This window comes from Mycobacterium sp. 852002-50816_SCH5313054-b, from assembly GCF_001667185.1.
Taxonomy (GTDB): Bacteria; Actinomycetota; Actinomycetes; order Mycobacteriales; family Mycobacteriaceae; genus Mycobacterium.
Map to the genome: position 1 here is coordinate 86,166 of NZ_LZIC01000137.1, position 16,833 is coordinate 102,998.

The 16,833-nt window shown below is 71.5% G+C and carries 17 protein-coding genes; 10 read left to right on the forward strand and 7 right to left on the reverse strand.

All coding sequences use genetic code 11. The annotated features are described in order from the left end of the window. Positions 1-32: 32 nt before the first annotated feature. Positions 33-1,976: a primosomal protein N' gene (locus tag A5787_RS25030; protein ID WP_066972118.1), complete on the forward strand. Its 1,944-nt coding sequence runs from the start codon at positions 33-35 to the stop codon at positions 1,974-1,976. Between the two features lie 4 nt (positions 1,977-1,980). Here A5787_RS25030 and A5787_RS25035 read toward each other — a convergent pair whose 3' ends face one another. Further along, positions 1,981-3,702: a PE family protein gene (locus tag A5787_RS25035; RefSeq protein WP_066972087.1), complete on the reverse strand. Its 1,722-nt coding sequence runs from the start codon at positions 3,700-3,702 to the stop codon at positions 1,981-1,983. Positions 3,703-3,972: 270 nt separating this feature from the next. On the opposite strand from A5787_RS25035, the gene A5787_RS25040 reads away from it, so the two are divergent. Further along, positions 3,973-4,461 (forward strand): MarR family winged helix-turn-helix transcriptional regulator, encoded by a 489-nt coding sequence (locus tag A5787_RS25040; protein WP_066972088.1) that lies wholly within the window; start codon positions 3,973-3,975, stop codon positions 4,459-4,461. 19 nt (positions 4,462-4,480) lie between these two features. Here A5787_RS25040 and A5787_RS25045 read toward each other — a convergent pair whose 3' ends face one another. Then, positions 4,481-5,308 (reverse strand): class I SAM-dependent methyltransferase, encoded by an 828-nt coding sequence (locus A5787_RS25045; RefSeq protein ID WP_066972089.1) that lies wholly within the window; start codon positions 5,306-5,308, stop codon positions 4,481-4,483. Between the two features lie 153 nt (positions 5,309-5,461). On the opposite strand from A5787_RS25045, the gene fmt reads away from it, so the two are divergent. Genes fmt through ribD form a run of 4 tightly spaced genes read left to right on the forward strand, consistent with a single transcriptional unit; the run spans position 5,462 to position 9,507 of the window. After that, entirely contained in the window at positions 5,462-6,391 is a 930-nt protein-coding gene (gene fmt, locus A5787_RS25050; protein ID WP_066972091.1) for a methionyl-tRNA formyltransferase, read from the forward strand. Then, positions 6,388-7,755 carry an RsmB/NOP family class I SAM-dependent RNA methyltransferase gene (locus A5787_RS25055; protein WP_066972093.1) on the forward strand — a complete coding sequence of 456 codons (1,368 nt, stop codon included), beginning with the start codon at positions 6,388-6,390 and terminating at the stop codon, positions 7,753-7,755. The genes fmt and A5787_RS25055 overlap by 4 nt, the downstream gene beginning before the upstream one ends. Before the next feature lie 37 nt (positions 7,756-7,792). After that, the gene (rpe, locus tag A5787_RS25060; RefSeq protein WP_066972120.1) at positions 7,793-8,482 is read left to right on the forward strand and encodes a ribulose-phosphate 3-epimerase; all 690 of its coding nucleotides are present in this window, start codon (positions 7,793-7,795) and stop codon (positions 8,480-8,482) included. Next, positions 8,479-9,507: a bifunctional diaminohydroxyphosphoribosylaminopyrimidine deaminase/5-amino-6-(5-phosphoribosylamino)uracil reductase RibD gene (ribD, locus tag A5787_RS25065; RefSeq protein ID WP_066972095.1), complete on the forward strand. Its 1,029-nt coding sequence runs from the start codon at positions 8,479-8,481 to the stop codon at positions 9,505-9,507. Before rpe ends, ribD begins: the two co-directional genes overlap by 4 nt. Here the strand turns inward: ribD and A5787_RS25070 are convergent. Next, the gene (locus tag A5787_RS25070) at positions 9,504-11,189 is read right to left on the reverse strand and encodes an MFS transporter (protein ID WP_066972097.1); all 1,686 of its coding nucleotides are present in this window, start codon (positions 11,187-11,189) and stop codon (positions 9,504-9,506) included. The two genes, ribD and A5787_RS25070, sit on opposite strands and share 4 nt — an antisense overlap. Continuing rightward, positions 11,186-11,911, reverse strand: coding sequence for an LppX_LprAFG lipoprotein (locus tag A5787_RS25075; protein WP_156764124.1), 726 nt, complete (start codon positions 11,909-11,911; stop codon positions 11,186-11,188). The genes A5787_RS25070 and A5787_RS25075 overlap by 4 nt, the downstream gene beginning before the upstream one ends. Positions 11,912-11,986: 75 nt before the next feature. Between A5787_RS25075 and A5787_RS25080 the strand changes: the two genes are divergently transcribed. Then, positions 11,987-12,589 (forward strand): riboflavin synthase, encoded by a 603-nt coding sequence (locus A5787_RS25080; protein WP_066972100.1) that lies wholly within the window; start codon positions 11,987-11,989, stop codon positions 12,587-12,589. 211 nt (positions 12,590-12,800) lie between these two features. On the opposite strand, the gene A5787_RS25085 is transcribed toward A5787_RS25080, so the two are convergent. Next, on the reverse strand, positions 12,801-13,172 hold the full coding sequence (locus A5787_RS25085; protein WP_066972101.1) for a hypothetical protein: 372 nt from the start codon (positions 13,170-13,172) through the stop codon (positions 12,801-12,803). Positions 13,173-13,400: 228 nt separating this feature from the next. Between A5787_RS25085 and A5787_RS25090 the strand changes: the two genes are divergently transcribed. The 3 genes from A5787_RS25090 to A5787_RS25100 are packed head-to-tail and all read left to right on the forward strand — an operon-like array spanning position 13,401 to position 15,618. Beyond that, on the forward strand, positions 13,401-14,678 hold the full coding sequence (locus A5787_RS25090; RefSeq protein WP_066972122.1) for a bifunctional 3,4-dihydroxy-2-butanone-4-phosphate synthase/GTP cyclohydrolase II: 1,278 nt from the start codon (positions 13,401-13,403) through the stop codon (positions 14,676-14,678). Further along, positions 14,675-15,154, forward strand: coding sequence for a 6,7-dimethyl-8-ribityllumazine synthase (gene ribH, locus A5787_RS25095; RefSeq protein ID WP_066972102.1), 480 nt, complete (start codon positions 14,675-14,677; stop codon positions 15,152-15,154). The genes A5787_RS25090 and ribH overlap by 4 nt, the downstream gene beginning before the upstream one ends. Beyond that, on the forward strand, positions 15,151-15,618 hold the full coding sequence (locus tag A5787_RS25100) for a PH domain-containing protein (RefSeq protein ID WP_066972103.1): 468 nt from the start codon (positions 15,151-15,153) through the stop codon (positions 15,616-15,618). Before ribH ends, A5787_RS25100 begins: the two co-directional genes overlap by 4 nt. 4 nt (positions 15,619-15,622) lie before the next feature. Here the strand turns inward: A5787_RS25100 and A5787_RS25105 are convergent, their stop codons facing one another. Continuing rightward, complete coding sequence (locus A5787_RS25105; protein ID WP_197507388.1) at positions 15,623-16,681, reverse strand: PecA family PE domain-processing aspartic protease; 1,059 nt, start codon at positions 16,679-16,681, stop codon at positions 15,623-15,625. Continuing rightward, positions 16,590-16,820: a PE domain-containing protein gene (locus A5787_RS28420; RefSeq protein WP_304441173.1), complete on the reverse strand. Its 231-nt coding sequence runs from the start codon at positions 16,818-16,820 to the stop codon at positions 16,590-16,592. The genes A5787_RS25105 and A5787_RS28420 overlap by 92 nt, the downstream gene beginning before the upstream one ends. Positions 16,821-16,833: the final 13 nt, after the last annotated feature.

A 16,833-nucleotide genomic window follows, 5' to 3' on the forward strand; every position in this document is an offset into this window, starting at 1 on the left:
CCGAGGTCGAACCGATCGCCCGGGTGCTGCCCATGCTGTCGGTGCCCCACCTGGACCGCGAGTTCGACTACCTGGTGTCGGCCGAGCAGTCCGACGACGCCCAGCCCGGGGTTCGGGTGCGGGTGCGGTTCCACGGCCGGCTGGTCGACGCGTTCGTGCTGGAGCGCCGCAACGACACCGACCACAACGGCAAGCTCGGCTGGCTGGACCGCGTCGTGTCGGCCGAACCGGTGCTCACGCCGGAAATCCGCCGGCTGGTGGACGCGGTGGCCGCGCGCTACGCCGGGACCCGGCCCGACGTGTTGCGGCTGGCGGTGCCGCCCCGGCACGCCCGGGTGGAACGGGAACCGGCGCGCGTCCTCGCGCTGCCGGTGGTCTCGCCCGTCGACCCGTCGGGCTGGGACGCCTACGGCCGCGGCGGGCAGTTTCTGGCCGCCCTGGCCGAATCGCGCGCCGCCCGGGCCGTCTGGCAGGCGCTGCCGGGTGACCCGTGGGCGGACCGCTTTGCCGAGGCGGCCGCGCAAACCGTCCGGGCCGGACGGGCGGCGCTGGCGATCGTGCCCGACCAGCGCGACCTCGACGCGCTGTGGGGCGCGGCGACGGCCCGGATCGACCAGGAGTGCGTGGTGGCGCTGTCGGCGGGGCTCGGTCCGGCCGCGCGCTACCGGCGCTGGCTGGCGGCGCTGCGCGGCACCGCGCGGCTGGTGATCGGCACCCGCAGTGCGGTTTTCGCGCCGATGTCCGACCTGGGCCTCGTCATGGTGTGGGCCGACGCGGACGACAGCCTGGCCGAGCCGCGGGCGCCATACCCGCACGCCCGCGAGGTGGCGATGCTGCGCGCGCACCAGGCCCGGTGCGCGGCGCTGATCGGCGGCTTCGCGCGCACCGCCGAGGCCCAGGCGCTGGTGCGCGGCGGCTGGGCGCACGACATCGTCGCGGCGCGGCCGGTGGTGCGCGCCTGCACCCCGCGGGTCGTCGCCCTCGACGACAGCGGCTACGCCGAGGAACGCGACCCGGCGGCCCGCACCGCGCGGATCCCGTCCATCGCGCTGCGCGCCGCCCGTTCGTCGCTGCAGGCCGGGGCGCCGGTGCTGGTCCAGGTGCCGCGGCGCGGGTACGTCCCGTCGCTGGCGTGCGGGCGGTGCCGCACCATCGCCCGGTGCCGGCACTGCACGGGTCCACTGTCGCTGCAGGAGCGCGGGCCGGGCGCCGTGTGCCGCTGGTGTGGTCGCCCCGAGCCGCAGCTGCGCTGCGCGCGTTGCGGATCCGACGCGGTGCGCGCGGTGGTCGTGGGGGCCCGTCGCACCGCCGAGGAGCTCGGCCGCGCCTTCGCCGGCACACCCGTCGTCACCTCGGCGGGCGACGCCATCGTGGGCGAGGTGGCCGCCCGCGCGGCGCTGGTGGTGGCGACCCCGGGCGCCGAACCCCGCGTCGACGGCGGGTACGGGGCGGCGCTCCTGCTGGACACCTGGGCACTGCTGGGCCGGCAAGACCTGCGCGCCGCCGAGGACGCCCTGTGGCGCTGGATGAGCGCCGCCGCGCTGGTGCGCGCGCGCGGCGACGGCGGCGTGGTGCTGGTGGTCGCCGAATCATCCATTCCCACAGTGCAATCGCTGATCCGGTGGGACCCGGTGGGCCATGCGGAGGCCGAACTGACGGCGCGAGCCGAGGTCGGCCTGCCGCCCAGCGTGCAGATGGCAGCCGTCGACGGCGGCGCCGAGGCGGTGACGGCGCTGCTCGACGAGGCGAGGCTGCCCGACGGGGCCGAGCTGCTCGGCCCGGTGGACCTGCCGCCGGGCGTGCGCCGGCCGCCCGGCACGCCCGCCGGCGTCCCGGTGATCAGGATGCTGGTGCGGGTGCGCCGTGCGCAGGGCCTGGCGCTGGCGGCGGCGCTCCGCCGCGGCGTGGGTGTGCTCAGCGCGCGGCAGAATCATGAGCCGGTGCGGGTGCAGATCGACCCGCTGCACATCGGGTGACGCGCTAGGTGCCGGGCTGGCCGTACAGCTTGCCGGCGGTGCCGCCGGTACCCACCGTGCCGCCGGCCCCGACGTTGCCGCCGTTGCCCCCATTGCCGACGTACTGGGCGTCGCCGCCCTTGCCGCCATGGCCGTTGCCCGCCACGGAACCCCCGTTGCCGCCGTTGCCGACCACCCCGCCGCTGCCACCGGCGCCGCCAATGGCGGCGTTGCCTGCGCCGGCGGAGCCGCCGACGCCCCCGGCGCCATACCCCCTGGCGTTGCCGCCGGCGCCGCCATGGCCGTTGGTCAAGGCTGCGCCGCCGGCACCGCCGTCACCCTGCAGCAGGCCGCCCCAGCCGCCCTGACCACCCGTGCCTTGCGGGCTGAGCCCGGCTGAGCCGCCGGCGCCGCCGGTGCCGAGCAACCCGGCATTGCCGCCGGCGCCGCCGAAGCCCTGGGAGCCGAGGCCGGTGCCACCGGCGCCGCCGGCGCCCCACAGCAACCCGCCCGTGCCCCCGGCGCCGCCATGGCCGCCGGAAATCGCGGCGCCGACGGCGCTACCGCCGGCACCGCCGGTGCCGAACAGCCCGGCGTTGCCACCGCTTCCGGCCGTCGCGCCGGCGTTCCCCGAACCCGTGTTGCCCCCGTTGCCCGCGGCGCCGGCCAGCAATCCGGCATTACCGCCGTTGCCGCCCGCGCCGGCCGTCGTGCTACCGGCACCGCCGATCCCGCCGGTCCCGCCGCTGCCCGCCAAAAACCCGCCGTGACCGCCGGTACCACCCGTGCCGCCGAGGTTACCGTTGGGGTCGCTGGCGTTGCCGCCGATGCCGCCGGCGCCGGCGTCGCCGAGCACCCAGGTGTTGCCGCCGGCGCCGCCAGTGCCGCCGTTGGCGTGGCCGCCGGACGCGCCGCCGGTGGAGTTGCCGCCGGCCCCGCCTGTCCCAGCGGGGCCAATCAGGGCACTGCCGCCGGCTCCACCGGTGCCGCCGACACCACCGTCGGTGACTGTGCCGGCGATGGTGGCGTTGCCCCCAAATCCGCCGGCCCCCGCGGGCCCTATCAGCCCGGCGTTGCCGCCGGCTCCACCGGTCCCGCCGGCAAAGTCTGCGGCTGTGGTGCCCCCACCGGCGCCGCCGCCCCCGCCGGCCCCGTACAGCCAGCCGCCATGGCCGCCAGCGCCGCCGGCCCCGCCGTTCCCGACGCTGCTGAGGCCGCCGGTCCCGCCGGCGCCCCCGGTGCCGATCAGCCCGGCCGCCCCGCCATTACCGCCGGCCAGGCCGTTGTTGGTCGCCTGAGAGAAGCCGGTTCCGCCGTTGCCGTACAAGAGTCCGCCGGCCCCGCCGTTGGGGGACGCCGCGGTCCCGTCGGCGCCGTTGCCGATCAGCGGGCGGCCCAGCAGCGCCTCGGTTGGCGCGTTGACGGCGCCGAGGACGTCCTGTTGCACCGTTTGCAAGGGGGACGCGCTGGCGGCTTCGGCAGCGGCGTACTGCGTCGCGCCGCCGCTCATGAGCTGCACAAACTGCTGATGGAAGGCCGCCGCCCGGGCGCTGAGCGCTTGGTATGCCTGGGCGTGATCGCCGAACAACGCCGCGACGACGGTCGAGACCTCATCGGCGCCCGCGGCCAGCACTCCAGAGGTAGGGAACGCGGCGGCCGCGTTGGCCTCGCCGAGCGTCGCACCGATGTTCGCCAGATCGGCCGCCGCTGCGGAAACCAGCTCGGGCGCCGTGGTCAGAAACGACATCGGCCGTCCCTCCTGCATCCAATTGGGGTTGGAATCATCCGTTGCGTACGGCTAACGAATCCTAGCGCGACTGGCGGTATCGTCACGGCGTTTCTGGCCGAGTTCGGTTGTCCCGGAAGTAACGTCATTCGTCTTCAATACGCCCCGAGAAACGCGACAGAGGATGCCCGGCAGCGATAGTGTACGTAGGAAACAGTTCCTGACTTCGATACTGAACGCTGTTACACTTCTCTACTCTTTGGCTCGCAGATGGCCCGAACGGGAGGCGCGATGGCGGCGGACAACGCGACCACGGCTGACGAATCCTTGGATGTGATCACCGACGCGCTGCTGACGGCCTCCCGTCTGCTGGTGGCGATCTCCGCTCGTTCGATCGGGCAGGTCGACGAGACCATCACCATTGCGCAGTTCCGGACCCTGGTGATCCTGTCCAACCGGGGTCCGGTCAACCTGGCCACGTTGGCCGGCCTGCTGGGTGTGCAGCCTTCGGCCACCGGCCGCATGGTCGACCGCCTTGTCGCCGCCGGGCTGATAGACCGCCTTCCGCACCCCACTTCCCGCCGCGAACTGCTCGCCGCGCTGACCAAGCGCGGGCGCGAGGTCGTCCGGCGGGTCACCGCGTTCCGGCGCGCCGAGATCGCCGCCATCGTGGCGAAGATGCCGCCGCCCGAGCGCCAGGGGCTGGTGCGGGCCCTGACCGCGTTCACCGCCGCAGGCGGCGAGCCTGACGTCCAGCTGGATGCCGACCTCGACCTGTAGTCGCCCCCACGGGCCCGCCTCACCGCTTTTCGGCGGTGACCAGCAGGTACTCCCAGCGCATGGCGCCTTCGGTCAGGTGTTGGTGGGCCAGTTCGACGAGCTGGGCGTCGAGCTCGGCGGCCAGGATCCGGTTGTGGCCGATGTTCGCGTACGCCTCGATGGTGGGGCCGTAGTGCTCCTTGAAGTAGCAGTGCACGGCCTCGGCGCTCTCGAACCGGTCCACAGGCAGGCCGCCCCGCAGCGTCGTGACGCCGCGGACCCGATCGCCCAGCAGGCCGGCGACGTAACCCTCGCGTCCCCACAACGCCGCCGGGGCCACCGCCGGTGAGAGGCTCGGACGGTACGGCCGCAGGGTGGCCAGCATCCGGCCGAAGAATCCGTCGGGAGTCCAGCTGATCACGCCGATCGTCCCGCCCGGCCGGCAGACCCGGATCAGCTCGTCGGCGGCGCGCCGGTGGTCCGGCGCGAACTGCACGCCGATCGCCGAGATCACCGCGTCGAACTCGCCGTCGCCGAACGGCAGCGCGTGCGCGTTGGCTTCCCGGTAGTCGATCAGCAGCCCCTGCGCGGCGGCCCGCGCCTGGGACCGCCGCAGCAGCTCGGGCGTGAGGTCGGTGGAGACGACGTCGGCACCGGTCTGGGCGGCGGGCAGCGAGATGTTGCCGGACCCGGCGGCGACGTCGAGCACCCGCACCCCCGGTCCGATACCGGCCGCCGCCACCAAGACGGGACCGAGCGGGGCCATCACCTCCTCGGCCATCAGGGCGTAGTCGCCCAGCGCCCACATCGCGCGGTGAGTGGCCGCGACGTGGTCGGGGATGGTGGTGTCGACAGCGTCGAGTGTCATCGGACCTCCTGGGATAGGAACGGATTGGCTGCCCGACGTCGTCGTCGTAACTATTGCCACAAGAAACAATTGCTGACAGCAATAATATACGCACAAAACTGTATGAATCCTGGGCGTGTCCTGCGGAGATCCGGTGCTTCCTAGACTGTGCCCGTGCGCCTCGTCTTCGCCGGAACCCCCGAGCCCGCGCTGCCCGCGCTGCGTCGCCTCATCGATTCGCCCCGGCACGACGTGCTCGCGGTGCTGACCCGGCCCGACGCCGCCTCGGGCCGGCGCGGCAAACCGGAGCCGTCTCCGGTGGCCCGCGAGGCGCTCGACCGCGGCATCCCGGTGCTGCGACCGGCGCGGCCCAACTCCCCGGAGTTCGTCGCCGAGCTGTCGGAATTCGCGCCCGACTGCTGCCCGGTGGTGGCCTACGGCGCGCTGCTGCGCGACGAGCTGCTCGCCGTGCCCCCGCACGGTTGGATCAACCTGCACTTCTCGCTGCTGCCCGCCTGGCGCGGCGCGGCGCCGGTGCAGGCCGCGATCGCCGCGGGGGACTCCATCACCGGGGCGAGTACCTTCCGGATCGAGCCGAGCCTGGACTCCGGACCGGTGTACGGGGTGGTCACCGAGGCGATCAGGCCGACCGACACCGCGGGGGATCTGCTTGAGCGGCTTGCCCTTTCGGGTGCGGAGCTGCTGTCGGCCACGCTGGACGGCATCGCCGACGGGACCCTGACGCCGCGGCCGCAACCGGCCGAGGGGGTCAGCGTGGCGCCGAAGGTCAGCGTCGAACAGGCCCGGGTGCGCTGGGACCTGCCCGCGCCGGTGGTGGAGCGCCGGATCCGGGCCGTCACACCCAACCCGGGCGCCTGGACGCTCATCGGTGACCTGCGGATCAAGCTCGGACCCGTGCAGGTCGACGACGCGCCAATATCCTTGCCGCCCGGCGTCATTCACGCCGACCGCAAGAACGTCTGGATCGGTACCGGTTCACAACCGGTGCGGCTGGGCCAGATCCAGCCGCCCGGCAAGAAATTCATGAACGCCGTCGACTGGACGCGCGGCGCCCGGCTCGACGCCGCCGCGCGGGCGTCATGACTCCCCAGCCACGCAAGCCGCGCCGGCCGCTGGATCCGGCGCGCGCGGCCGCGTTCGAGGTACTGCGCGCCGTCAGCGAGCGCGACGCGTACGCGAACCTGGCCCTGCCCGCGCTGTTGCGCCAGCGCGGAATCACCGGCCGCGACGCCGCTTTCGCCACCGAGCTGACCTACGGCACCTGCCGCACCCGGGGGTTGCTCGACGCGGTCATCGGCGCGGCCGCCGGGCGGCCGCCGGAGGCCATCGACCCGGTGCTGCTCGATCTGCTCCGGCTCGGCGCCTATCAGCTGCTGCGCACCCGCGTCGACGCCCACGCCGCGGTGTCCACCACGGTCGAACAGGCCGGGATCGAATTCGACTCGGCCCGAGCGGGTTTCGTCAACGGTGTGCTGCGCACCATCTCCCGCCGCGACGAGAAGTCCTGGGTCGACGAGCTGGCCCCCGACCCGGCGCGGGATCCGGTCGGGCACGCCGCGTTCGTGCACGCGCACCCGCGCTGGATCTCCCAAGCCTTCGCCGACGCGCTCGGCGCGGCCGCGGCCGAACTCGACGCCGTGCTGGCCAGCGACGACGAACGCCCCCAGGTGCACCTGGCCGCGCGCCCGGGCGCGCTGACCGCCGCCGAGCTCGCCGATGCGGTGGGCGGCACCGTCGGCCGCTATTCGCCGTACGCGGTGTATCTGCCGGGCGGCGATCCCGGGCGGCTGGCACCCGTGCGCGACGGCGCCGCGCTGGTCCAGGACGAGGGCAGCCAGCTGGTGGCCCGGGCGCTGACGCTGGCCCCGGTCGACGGCGACACCGGCCGCTGGCTGGACCTGTGCGCCGGCCCCGGCGGCAAGACCGCGCTGCTGGCCGCGCTGGGCGCGGACTCCGGGGCTCGCGTCACCGCGGTGGAACCCACGCCGCGACGCGCCGACATGGTGGTCGAGAACACCCGCGGCTCGCCGGTCGACGTGCTGCGGGTCGACGGGCGGCAGACCGGCCTCGAGCCCGGCTTCGACCGGGTGCTCGTCGATGCGCCGTGCACCGGGCTGGGTGCGCTGCGGCGCCGGCCGGAGGCCCGGTGGCGGCGCCAGCCGGCCGACGTGCCGCCGCTCGCCAAGCTGCAGCGGGAGCTGCTGGCCGCCGCGGTCGCGCTGACGCGGCCCGGCGGCGTGGTGCTGTATGCGACCTGTTCGCCGCACCTGGCGGAAACCGTTGGGGTGGTTGGCGACGCGCTGCGCCGCCAGCCGGTGCAGGCGCTGGACGCCCGGCCGCTGTTCGAGCCCGTCACCGAGGGCCTGGGCGACGGCCCGTATGCGCAGCTGTGGCCGCACCGGCACGGCACCGACGCGATGTTCGCCGCGGCGCTGCGCCGCGTCTGAAGTGAGGTTGGCCGCCGCGCTCAGTAGTGTGGCGGACATGCCTGGCAATACCGGTAGACCGCTGATCGCGCCGTCGATCCTCGCCGCCGATTTCGCCCGCCTCGCCGACGAGGCGGCCGCCGTGCCGGGCGCCGACTGGTTGCACGTCGACGTGATGGACAACCATTTCGTGCCGAACCTGACCATCGGCCTGCCCGTGGTGGAGGCGCTGCTGGCCACCACCGCGATCCCGATGGATTGCCATCTGATGATCGAGGACCCGGATCGCTGGGCGCCCCCGTACGCCGAGGCGGGCGCCTACAACGTGACCTTCCACGCCGAGGCCACCGACAATCCCGTCGGCGTGGCCCGCGACATCCGCGCCGCCGGCGCCAAGGCCGGGATCAGCGTGAAACCGGGTACCCCGCTGGAGCCCTACCTGGAAATCCTGCCGCACTTCGACACGCTGCTCATCATGTCGGTCGAGCCCGGCTTCGGGGGTCAGAGCTTCATCCCGGACGTGCTCGGCAAGGTCCGCACCGCGCGCAAGCTGATCGACGCGGGGGAGCTGACGATCCTGGTCGAAATCGACGGTGGCATCAACGAAGACACCATCGAGCAGTCCGCCGAGGCGGGCGTGGACTGCTTTGTCGCAGGGTCGGCGGTGTATGGGGCGCAGGACCCGGAGGCCGCGGTCGAGGCGTTGCGGCGACAGGCCGCCGCCGCGTCACCGCATCTGCGCGGATGAACCAGCCCCAGTCGGTCGACAGCCTCGACGCGGCCATGCGCCTGGCGATCGAGCACTCCTACCAGGTCAAGGGCACCACGTACCCGAATCCGCCGGTCGGTGCCGTCATCGTGGACCCGCAGGGCCGCGTGGTCGGTGTCGGCGCCACCGAGCCCGCGGGCGGCGAGCACGCCGAGGTGTTGGCCCTGCGACGGGCCGGCGGTCTGGCCGCCGGGGGCATCGCGTTCGTCACGCTCGAGCCGTGCAATCACTACGGCAAGACCCCACCGTGCGTGAACGCCCTCATCGAGGCCAGGGTGAGCATGGTCGTCTACGCCGTCGACGACCCGAACGCGATCGCGGGCGGCGGGGCGGGCCGGCTGCAGGCCGCGGGCGTGCAAGTGCGGACCGGGGTGCTCGCCGATCAGGTGGCCGCCGGTCCGCTGCGCGAGTGGCTGCACAAGGTGCGGACCGGGCTGCCGCACGTGACATGGAAGTACGCCAGCAGCGTCGACGGCCGCAGCGCCGCCGCCGATGGCAGCAGCCGGTGGATTTCCAGCGAGGCCTCGCGATTGGATCTGCATCGCCGCCGCGCCATCGCCGACGCGATCGTGGTCGGCACCGGCACCGTGCTGGCCGACGATCCGGCGCTGACCGCCCGGCGCGGCGACGGCTCGCTGGCGGACCGCCAGCCGCTGCGGGTAGTGGTGGGGATGCGCGAAATACCGCCGGAGGCAAAGGTTCTCAACGACGATTCGCGCACCATGGTGATTCGCACCCACGACCCCATGGAGGTGATCAAGGCGCTGACGGACCGCACCGACGTGCTGCTGGAGGGCGGCCCCACCTTGGCCGGCGCCTTCCTGCGGGCCGGGGCGGTCGACCGCATCCTGGCCTACGTCGCGCCCATGCTGCTGGGTGGACCCGTCACGGCGGTCGACGACGTCGGGGTGCCCACCATCGCTCGCGCGCTGCGCTGGCAGTTCGACGGGATCGACCGGGCCGGCCCCGATCTGGTGCTCAGCCTGGTGCCGTACGGCGGCTAGGGGGCTGGGACGCTGACCGGCTCTTGCTCGGGGATTTCGGGTTCCTCGGCGTGCTCCTTGCGACCGCTGATCAGCAGCCCCAGCAGCGCTCCCGCCACGCAGACGCCCGCGGTGATGGTGAAGATCTCGCCGTACATCGCCGCGAACGACGGGAGGACGTTCTGCGCCTGGGCGACCGCCCGATCCGGCTTGCTCATGCCGCTGGGCAGCGCCCCGTTCTTCTCGTTGAGGATCTGGTAGAAGCGGTACAAACCCCACGCGCTGAGCGCGGCCACGCCGATCAGCATGCCGGTCATCCGGGACACCACGACCGCGGCCGAGGCGATGCCGTGTTCGGCGGCGGGGACGACCCGCAGGGCCGCCGACGTCAGCGGACCGATCACCAGACCCAGCCCGAAGCCGGCGATCAGCAGATCGTTGTTGACCGCGACCCCACCGATCAGCAGGTCGTTGTTCATCGCGGGCACCGAGAACAACCCGAAGAAGCTGTGCTGATAGTGCGGCAGGTCCACCGGCCAGTGCGAGATCAGCAGGTAGCCGCCGGCCGCGATGAGCAGCCCGACCAACGCGACCGCGCGGTCGCCGACCCGGGTGGCGACGAAGCCCCCCAACAACGCCCCGATCGGCAGCGCGATCAGGAACGACGTCAGCATCGCGGCCGCCTTGGCCTGATCCAACCCGAGCACGCCCTGACCGAACAGCTCCACGTCGACCAGCGTCACCATCAACGCGGCGCCCGCGGCGAACGACGCGCCCATCGCGGCCAGGAAGGGCCGGAACTGCACTCCCGCCGGGTCGATCAGCCGGGTTCGCGCGAAGCGCTCCCAGAGCAGGAATACGACCCCGAAGACGGCCGCCGCGATCACCAGGGGCAACCCGTAGCTGGGCAGCGCCTCTTGACCGTTCGGGTTGGGGTTGTACAGGCCCATCACCGCGAGACCCAGGGTGATGGCGAGCAGCACGCCGCCGACCACGTCGATCTTCTCCGGCGCCTCGCTGCGGTCGTGCGACGGCAGGCTGATCTGGATCAGGATCATCGCGACCAGGGTCAGCGGGACGTTGATCCAGAACACGTCGCGCCAGTCGCGGAACAACCAGACGATGAGGATGCCGTACAGCGGGCCGAGCACGCTGCCCAGCTCCTGGGCGGCGCCGATGCCGCCGAGCACCGCCGCGCGGTTACGTTGCGCCCAGAGATCGGCGCCCAACGCCAGGGTGACCGGCAACAGCGCCCCACTGGCGACACCCTGGATGGTCCGGCCGGCGATCAGCACGTGCAGCGTCTGCAGGTGGAAGTTCTGGATCGGGTAGCCGAGGATCACCAGGTCCCGCAGCGGGTGCCCGAAGATCTCCACGGTCATGCTCGACACGTCGAAGTTGCCGATCGCCACCGAGAGCGCGGTGACCACCGAGCCGACCATGAACATGGCCAGGCTGACCTGCAGCAGCCGCTTGCGGCCGAACCGGTCGGAAGCCTTGCCCAGCAACGGCATGGCCGCGATGTAGCCCAGCAGGTACATCGTGACGATCGGGGTGATTCGCTGCAGCTGGTTAATCGGGATGCCGACGTCGTGCATGATGTCGCGCATGATGGTGACCACGACGTAGGCGTCGAGGGCACCCAGCAGCACCGCCAGGCTACCGGCGCCGATCGCGACGCGGCGTCCCGCCAACCTGCTCATGAGCCCGCCGCGGGCTTGTTGATCTGCACCGGCTGGTTCCAGTTCGACAGCGTCATCTGGACGTTGTTGCCCTGACTGTGTTGCAGGCTGATCTGGGCCAGCTGATGGTCACCGGTCTCCACGATCCAGACCGTGGCCGGCACCGGCTTGGTGGCCTTGAACGGGGACACGATCTTGTTCACCGCGTCCGCCGAGACGTTTCCGCTGATGCGGACGGCGGTTTGGCCACTGACCTGGTCGCGCCCCTCGGCCTTGGCGTCGGTGAAGTTCGCCAGCACGTTGGGCAGGCCGGTGTCCTGGCTCAGGATCGCCGAGGGGTCGTAGACCTGGGAGGCCGGACCGACGTCGGTCATCGTCTTGTCGCCCGGGTTGAGAGCGTTGGTGTACAGGTCGCCGCCCACGACGACGAAGTCGGCGCTGATGTCCTGCCCCAGGTAGCTGAGCTGGGCGTTGCCCTGCGCTGCCACGTTCGGCGAGGTGGTGAGGTCACCGGTCAGGTTCCGCACGGGCAGGCCCGGGATCTTTCCGCCCACGGTCAGCACCAGGTGCGCGCTCTTGAGGTTCTTGGTGGCGTCGGTGGACTGTTTCACCAGCGTCGTGCCGTCGGGCAGCGGCCCGCCGCTTTTCGACGCGCTGAACGAGCAGCCCGCGACCAGGGCGGTGGCGAGGCACAAGAATGCAAGGACGGCCGAGAGACGGCGGGGGGTTTGCATACCCTGCATCGTAGAGGGTGCTCGTGAGCGGCTTTCCGAACGCGGGGGCCGCCTCGCGGCGCATCGGCCCATTAACCTGGTGCAATGTTCACCGGAATTGTCGAGGAGCTCGGGGAGATCACCGAGTGCGAGGTGCTCGCTGATGCCGCGCGGCTCACCATCCGCGGGCCCGTGGTGACCGCCGATGCCGGACACGGTGATTCGATCGCCGTCAACGGCGTGTGCCTCACCGTCGACGAGCTGATGCCGGACGGCCAGTTCACCGCCGACGTGATGGGCGAGACCCTCAACCGGTCCAACCTCGGCGAGTTGCGGGTCGGCAGCCGAGTGAACCTCGAGCGCGCCGCCGCGATCAACAGCCGGCTCGGCGGCCACATTGTGCAGGGGCACGTGGACGGCACCGGCCAGGTGCTGGACCGCACACCCTCCGAGCACTGGGAGGTGGTGCGGATCGAGGTTCCCGCGGCCGTCGCCCGCTACGTCGTCGAAAAGGGTTCGATCACCGTCGACGGGATTTCCCTGACGGTGTCCGGCCTGGGGTCCGAGCCGCGGGACTGGTTCGAGGTGTCGCTGATCCCGACAACGCGGGAACTGACCACCCTCGGCAGCGCCCCGGTCGGCACGCAGGTCAACCTCGAGGTCGACGTCATCGCGAAGTACGTCGAGCGGTTGATGACGCGGAAATAACGGCGACCGCGAATCCCCGCCAGCAGGCCGTCCGCCGCTTCGCTGTGTGAAAGGACTTGACCGGGGTTTATTGACCGTGCCTGTGCGGAGGCAGGCGCGTACATGGGAAAACTGTCGCGCACTCGCCAAGTATGTCGAGCGTTGATGAATGCAGGCCGCTAGCAGCGGCGTTTCCGCAGCTGCTAGCGGCCGTTTGAGATGCAGATGTGGGTTAGAGCCGGTGCCAGCTGGGGCCATCCCAGTAGCCCCAGTCATTGTCGCCGGGGTTCCAGACGACCTGGGCCCAAGGTGCCCACGGCGGTGGCGGCGGCATCGGCCGCGCCCACGGCGGGGGCGCGCCGTAGCCGGCCGGGCCGCCGTAGTTGTCGTCCCAGTCACGGCAGTTGTTCCAGTTCTGGTACGGCCCCCAGCCCGGGTTCCACTGGTCGCCCGGGCACCAATGGTGGTGATTCGCGGGCGCCGGGGGAGGTGCCGCCTGGGCGGTACTCGAGGCGAGCCCCAGCATGGATGCGGATATGCCGCCGGCGGCGGCCGCGCCGACACACAGGCGACGCCACAGTCCTGTCTTCGTGTTTGTATTCATAAGTCTCAGATATCCCTTAAGGATGGGGCGGAAACGCCCTCCGGCCGTGCGGCGGCCAATTCACATCCTGTTCCTAGCCGGGGCCCACTTGAGACTTATGTGGCGTGCCGCCGGGGGTCGCCCTACGCCGGGAAAAGCCGCGGCAATAACGGCGCCGCCGCGGTGGTTCATACTGAATGCGACACTTGGGCTTCTCCTGTGAGCCCCTACGAGAGCAGGCAGCAACAGATGACGAGGTTGGACTCCGTCGAGAGGGCGGTTGCCGACATTGCGGCCGGCAAGGCCGTCATCGTCATCGACGACGAGGATCGCGAGAACGAGGGCGATCTGATCTTCGCAGCCGAGAAGGCGACGCCGGAACTGGTGGCCTTCATGGTTCGCTACACGTCGGGGTACCTGTGCGTCCCCCTGGATGGTGCGGTCTGCGACCGGCTGGGTCTGCTGCCGATGTACGCGGTGAACCAGGACAAGCACGGGACCGCCTACACCGTCACCGTCGATGCGAAAAATGGTGTCGGTACCGGGATTTCGGCTTCGGATCGGGCCACTACGATGCGGTTGCTGGCCGACCCCACCAGCATCGCCGAGGATTTCACCCGCCCCGGTCACGTGGTTCCGTTGCGCGCCAAGGACGGTGGCGTGCTACGCCGGCCGGGCCACACCGAGGCCGCCGTCGATCTGGCCCGGATGGCGGGCCTGCAACCCGCGGGCGCGATCTGTGAGATCGTCAGCCAAAAGGACGAGGGCTCGATGGCCCAGACCGACGAGTTGCGGGTGTTCGCCGACGAGCACGACCTCGCCCTGATCACCATCGCCGACCTGATCGAATGGCGCCGCAAGCACGAGAAGCACATCGAGCGGATCGCCGAGGCGCGGATCCCCACCCGCCATGGCGAGTTTCGCGCGATCGGCTACGCGAGCATCTACGAGGACGTCGAACACGTGGCTCTGGTGCGCGGCGAGATCGCCGGGCCGAACGCCGACGGCGACGACGTTCTGGTGCGGGTGCACTCCGAATGCCTGACCGGTGACGTGTTCGGTTCGCGTCGCTGCGACTGCGGGCCGCAACTGGACGCCGCGATGGCGATGGTCGCGCGCGAAGGGCGCGGCGTGGTGCTGTACATGCGCGGTCACGAGGGCCGCGGCATCGGCCTGATGCACAAACTGCAGGCGTACCAGCTGCAGGACGCCGGAGCCGACACCGTCGACGCCAACCTGAAGCTCGGATTGCCCGCCGACGCAAGGGATTACGGTATCGGCGCGCAGATTCTCGTCGACCTCGGGGTGCGCTCGATGAGGCTGCTGACCAACAACCCGGCCAAGCGGGTCGGGTTGGACGGCTACGGCCTGCACATCATCGAGCGGGTGCCGCTTCCGGTGCGCGCCAACGCGGAGAACATCCGCTACCTGATGACCAAGCGCGACAGGATGGGTCACGACCTGGTGGGGCTGGACGACTTTCACGAATCGGTCCATTTGCCGGGAGAATTCGGCGGTGCTCTGTGAGCGGTAGCGGGGAGCCGGAGCTGCCCGCGCTTGACGCCGCTGGCCTGCGCCTCGGCATCGTCGCAAGCACCTGGCACGGCCAGATCTGTGACGCGTTGCTGGCGGGTGCCCGCAAAGTTGCCGCCGAGTCGGGCATCGAGGACCCGACGGTGGTGCGCGTGCTCGGCGCGATCGAGATTCCCGTGGTGGCCCAGCAGCTCGCCACCAACCACGACGCCGTCATCGCCCTCGGCGTCGTGATCCGCGGTGAGACACCGCATTTCGAGTACGTTTGCGATTCGGTGACGCACGGACTGACGCGGGTCGCCCTGGACGCGTCGACGCCCGTCGCCAACGGGGTGTTGACCACCAACACCGAGGAACAGGCGCTGGCCCGGGCCGGGCTTCCGACGTCGGTTGAGGACAAAGGAGCCCAGGCCGCAGGTGCGGCCCTGACCGCCGCGCTAACCCTGCGTGACCTGCGCGCTCGGTCGTGAGTGCGCCGAACCCCGAGGTCTGGGATATCGAGCTGCGTCCGCACCGGACGCCGGTATTCGTCTATGCCGCAGCGTTTCTGATCGCCGCGGTGCACATCGTGGTGGGCCTGCTGCTCAAGATCAGTTCCAGCGGCGTCATCTTTCACACCTCCGATCAGGTGGCGATAGCCGCGCTCGGCCTGCTGATCGCCGGTGGTGTGCTGTTGTTCGCGCGGCCCCGGCTGCGCGTCGGGCCGGCCGGGCTGGCGGTGCGAAACCTCTTCGGATACAGGCTGATTCCCTGGGGGGACGTCGTCGGCGTGTCGTTTCCCGCCGGCAAGCGGTGGGCGCGCATCGACCTGCCCGACGACGAGTACGTGCCCCTGATGGCGATCCAGGCCGCCGACCGGGAGCGTGCCGTCGACGCCATGGACACCGTGCGGTCGCTGCTGGCGCGCTACCGGCCCGACCCGCGCGACGGCTGAGCCGTCAGGCGTCGTAGAAGAGCGTCCCGGTGTTGAGGGGGTTGTACGACAGGTAGATCGGGATGGTCTCGAACGGGATATTCCCGGTATTGAATAGGCCATTCGCGCCGCTGACCACGGCGGGCGCGGTGGGGGCCGCGCCGACCGTCTCGTGGTAGATCGCGACGTTGTTGGCGGTGTAGACGGTGAGCATCGTGCCCTGCGGCACGTAGCCGCCCACCGCGCCGGTGCCCAGCGAGGCCGGTACGTCGCCCCACAGGCCACCGGAATCGACAAACGCGTCCGAAACCGTCACGGGGGCCCCGCCATTGACCGATATCTTCAGCGTGGTGACCGGCGCGCCGGACGACGAGGTGAGGGCGGTCAGCGGGTTGGCGCCGAACTGCGCCGTACCCGCCGGCTCGTTGAGGAGCACACCCTGGTTGAGGGTGCCGGGCAAGGCTTGCACGGGGCTGGTGGACAACGGGCCGACGAGATTGCTTCCCCCGACACCCAGAACGGGGAGCCCGGCGGAGGCCGGGAAGTTGGTCGTTTGGCCGTTCTGCGTCTGCGTCACGGAGGTGACGACCGCGACCTTGGTCGGCTGGCTGATGATGCCGTTCCCGAAATTCACCGTGGCCGAATACGTTGTGTAGTTCTCCGTCACGGTATTTCCGCCGTCGCCGTACGTGACGCTGCCCGTCCCGGTGGGCGCGCCGAGGGACGCGAAATTGACGTCTTGGGGTGGGACGACAAGACCCCTGGATCCGGTGTCGAGAATGACCTGCGAGTTCGGTCCGCCGGCGATGGAGACGTCGACGTAGGGCCTGTTCACCTGCTGGTCCACCTGCACCGGGATGGTGGGTGCGCCACCGGTCCCGCCGGCGGCCCCGTGCAGGCCCACCATCCCGGCCGCCCCGCCGGTGCCGCCCGGACCGCCGGCGACCCCGCCGGGACCACCGGACACCCCGCCGGTCCCGCCCGCACCGCCATTACCGATGAGCCAGCCGCCGCGACCGCCGGTGCCGCCCATGCCGCCGAGTTCCCCGCCCAACCCGCCGCGCCCGCCGTCGCCGAACAACATGGCGTTGCCGCCGACGCCGCCGGTACCGAACGGCCCGCCGATCCCGCCCGTGCCGCCGTTGCCCCAGAGCAACCCGCCGGTGCCCGGCAAACAGCGACGCGACCGCCGCCGAGACCTCATCGGTACCGGCGGCCAGCACCCCGGTCGTCGTC

Bases quoted from the DNA above. Each gene is read 5' to 3' on its own strand.
- A5787_RS25030 (WP_066972118.1), top strand. From the start codon at position 33: ATGCTGTCGGTGCCCCACCTGGACCGCGAGTTCGACTACCTGGTGTCG.
- A5787_RS25035 (WP_066972087.1), bottom strand. From the start codon at position 3,702: ATGTCGTTTCTGACCACGGCGCCCGAGCTGGTTTCCGCAGCGGCGGCC.
- A5787_RS25040 (WP_066972088.1), top strand. From the start codon at position 3,973: ATGGCGGCGGACAACGCGACCACGGCTGACGAATCCTTGGATGTGATC.
- A5787_RS25045 (WP_066972089.1), bottom strand. From the start codon at position 5,308: ATGACACTCGACGCTGTCGACACCACCATCCCCGACCACGTCGCGGCC.
- A5787_RS25055 (WP_066972093.1), top strand. From the start codon at position 6,388: ATGACTCCCCAGCCACGCAAGCCGCGCCGGCCGCTGGATCCGGCGCGC.
- rpe (WP_066972120.1), top strand. From the start codon at position 7,793: ATGCCTGGCAATACCGGTAGACCGCTGATCGCGCCGTCGATCCTCGCC.
- ribD (WP_066972095.1), top strand. From the start codon at position 8,479: ATGAACCAGCCCCAGTCGGTCGACAGCCTCGACGCGGCCATGCGCCTG.
- A5787_RS25070 (WP_066972097.1), bottom strand. From the start codon at position 11,189: ATGAGCAGGTTGGCGGGACGCCGCGTCGCGATCGGCGCCGGTAGCCTG.
- A5787_RS25075 (WP_156764124.1), bottom strand. From the start codon at position 11,911: ATGCAGGGTATGCAAACCCCCCGCCGTCTCTCGGCCGTCCTTGCATTC.
- A5787_RS25080 (WP_066972100.1), top strand. From the start codon at position 11,987: ATGTTCACCGGAATTGTCGAGGAGCTCGGGGAGATCACCGAGTGCGAG.
- A5787_RS25085 (WP_066972101.1), bottom strand. From the start codon at position 13,172: ATGAATACAAACACGAAGACAGGACTGTGGCGTCGCCTGTGTGTCGGC.
- A5787_RS25090 (WP_066972122.1), top strand. From the start codon at position 13,401: ATGACGAGGTTGGACTCCGTCGAGAGGGCGGTTGCCGACATTGCGGCC.
- A5787_RS25105 (WP_197507388.1), bottom strand. From the start codon at position 16,681: ATGTTGTTCGGCGACGGCGGGCGCGGCGGGTTGGGCGGGGAACTCGGC.